1 protein-coding gene and 1 pseudogene are annotated in these 1,412 nt (G+C 75.4%); both read right to left on the reverse strand.

The features are described 5' to 3' along the window. A partial coding sequence (locus tag AC51EU_RS30505) for a roadblock/LC7 domain-containing protein (protein WP_496270330.1) occupies positions 1–138 on the reverse strand: 138 nt, incomplete at its 3' end. Continuing rightward, positions 139–1,412 (reverse strand): annotated as a pseudogene (locus AC51EU_RS30510) (hypothetical protein); the annotation flags it as partial.

Below are 1,412 nucleotides of genomic sequence, written 5' to 3' on the forward strand. Positions count from 1 at the left end.
GCGCGGGAAGCCCTCGGACATGGCGAGGAGAAGACCGTCCGCGGAGACCACCACCGTGTGGGACACCCCCGGGGTGTTCACCACGAAGTTGGTGATCAACCAGTTCAGGTTCTGCGCCGCCTGGCTCATCGGACTCAACTAACGCTCCTGCTGGTGATGGGGGTCGACAACGCCGTGGCTCCCGGTCGAATCGGAGGCCCCGGCCTGCCGGCCCTGCTGGATACCCCGGCGGAGATTGGTCAGCCGGCCGCGTACGTCACTGGGCGCACGCGAGACCTGCGGACCGCTGTGGGGGGACTGCTGTTGCTGGGCGGTGCCCGGGACCAGATTGGCCTGCGGCACCCGGCGGGGCAGTCCGGAGGTGGTGATACCGCCGGCCGCCGGCTGGCGGATCTGCTCCGCCTGCCGCCACCGCTCGTCGTTGGCCGAACCCTGCCACTGCTCGGCGGGCGCGTCCTCGGCGGGCGCGTCCTCGGCGGGCGCGTCCGCGGCGCCCTCGTCCGGCGCCACGCCTTGCCGCGGCGTTCCGCCGCTCTCCGTCCCGCGCTGGGGCGCGGCCGGTGCGGGGTCCTGGAACCAGTTCGACTCGATGGTGTCGAAGATCGGGGTCCGGCCGTCGCCCGTGCCCGAGGGCGCCTGGCCCAGCGGGTCCCGGCCCCGGCCGGAGCCGGCGGCCGGCTGCTCGGGCAGCTCGAACCCTCCGGTCGTGGACGACAGCTGCTCGAACTGGCCCGTCGTGTCCATGGGCCGGTCGAACTGGCCGGTGGTGGACGAGGGCTGGTCGAACTGGCCGGTCACCGAGGCGGGGCGGTCGAACTGGCCGGTCGTGTCCACGGGGCGGTCGAACTGGCCGGTCGTGTCCACGGGGCGGTCGAACTGGCCGGTCGTGTCCACGGGGTGGTCGAACTGGCCCGTCGTCTCCACGGGGCGCTCGGACTGGCCGGTGGTGGACGAGAGCTGTTCGAACTGCCCGGTCGTCGAGGTGGGCTGCTCGAACTGCCCGGTCGTCTCCACGGGCCGCTCGAACCGGCCGGTGTCGGCGGTGGGCAGGCCGCCCTCGCCGGCGGCCGGACGCGGGTACGTGCCGGTGTCGCCGTCAGCGGGCGGGAACGGGGCCGCCTCCGCGGCGGCGAAGTGCCCGGCGCCGGCCGGGCCGTCCTGCCCGGCGGCCGGAAGCGCGAAGGCTCCGGTGTCGGAGGGACCGGGAAGCGTCCCGGCGGGGCCGTCCTGCGGGGCCCGGGGGCCGCTCTCGGGCACCGGCCGTTCGAAGGTGCCGGTGGTCTCGGGCTCCTCGTGCCCGCGCGGCCCGTCCTGCGGGTCCATCGGCCAGTCGTCGGTGCTGCGGTTGCGGCGGGCACCCCAGCTGGTGGTACCGGCCGGACGGGCGTCCTCGCCGGACGGGGCGTCCGCGC

The organism is Candidatus Streptomyces philanthi, from assembly GCF_059553635.1.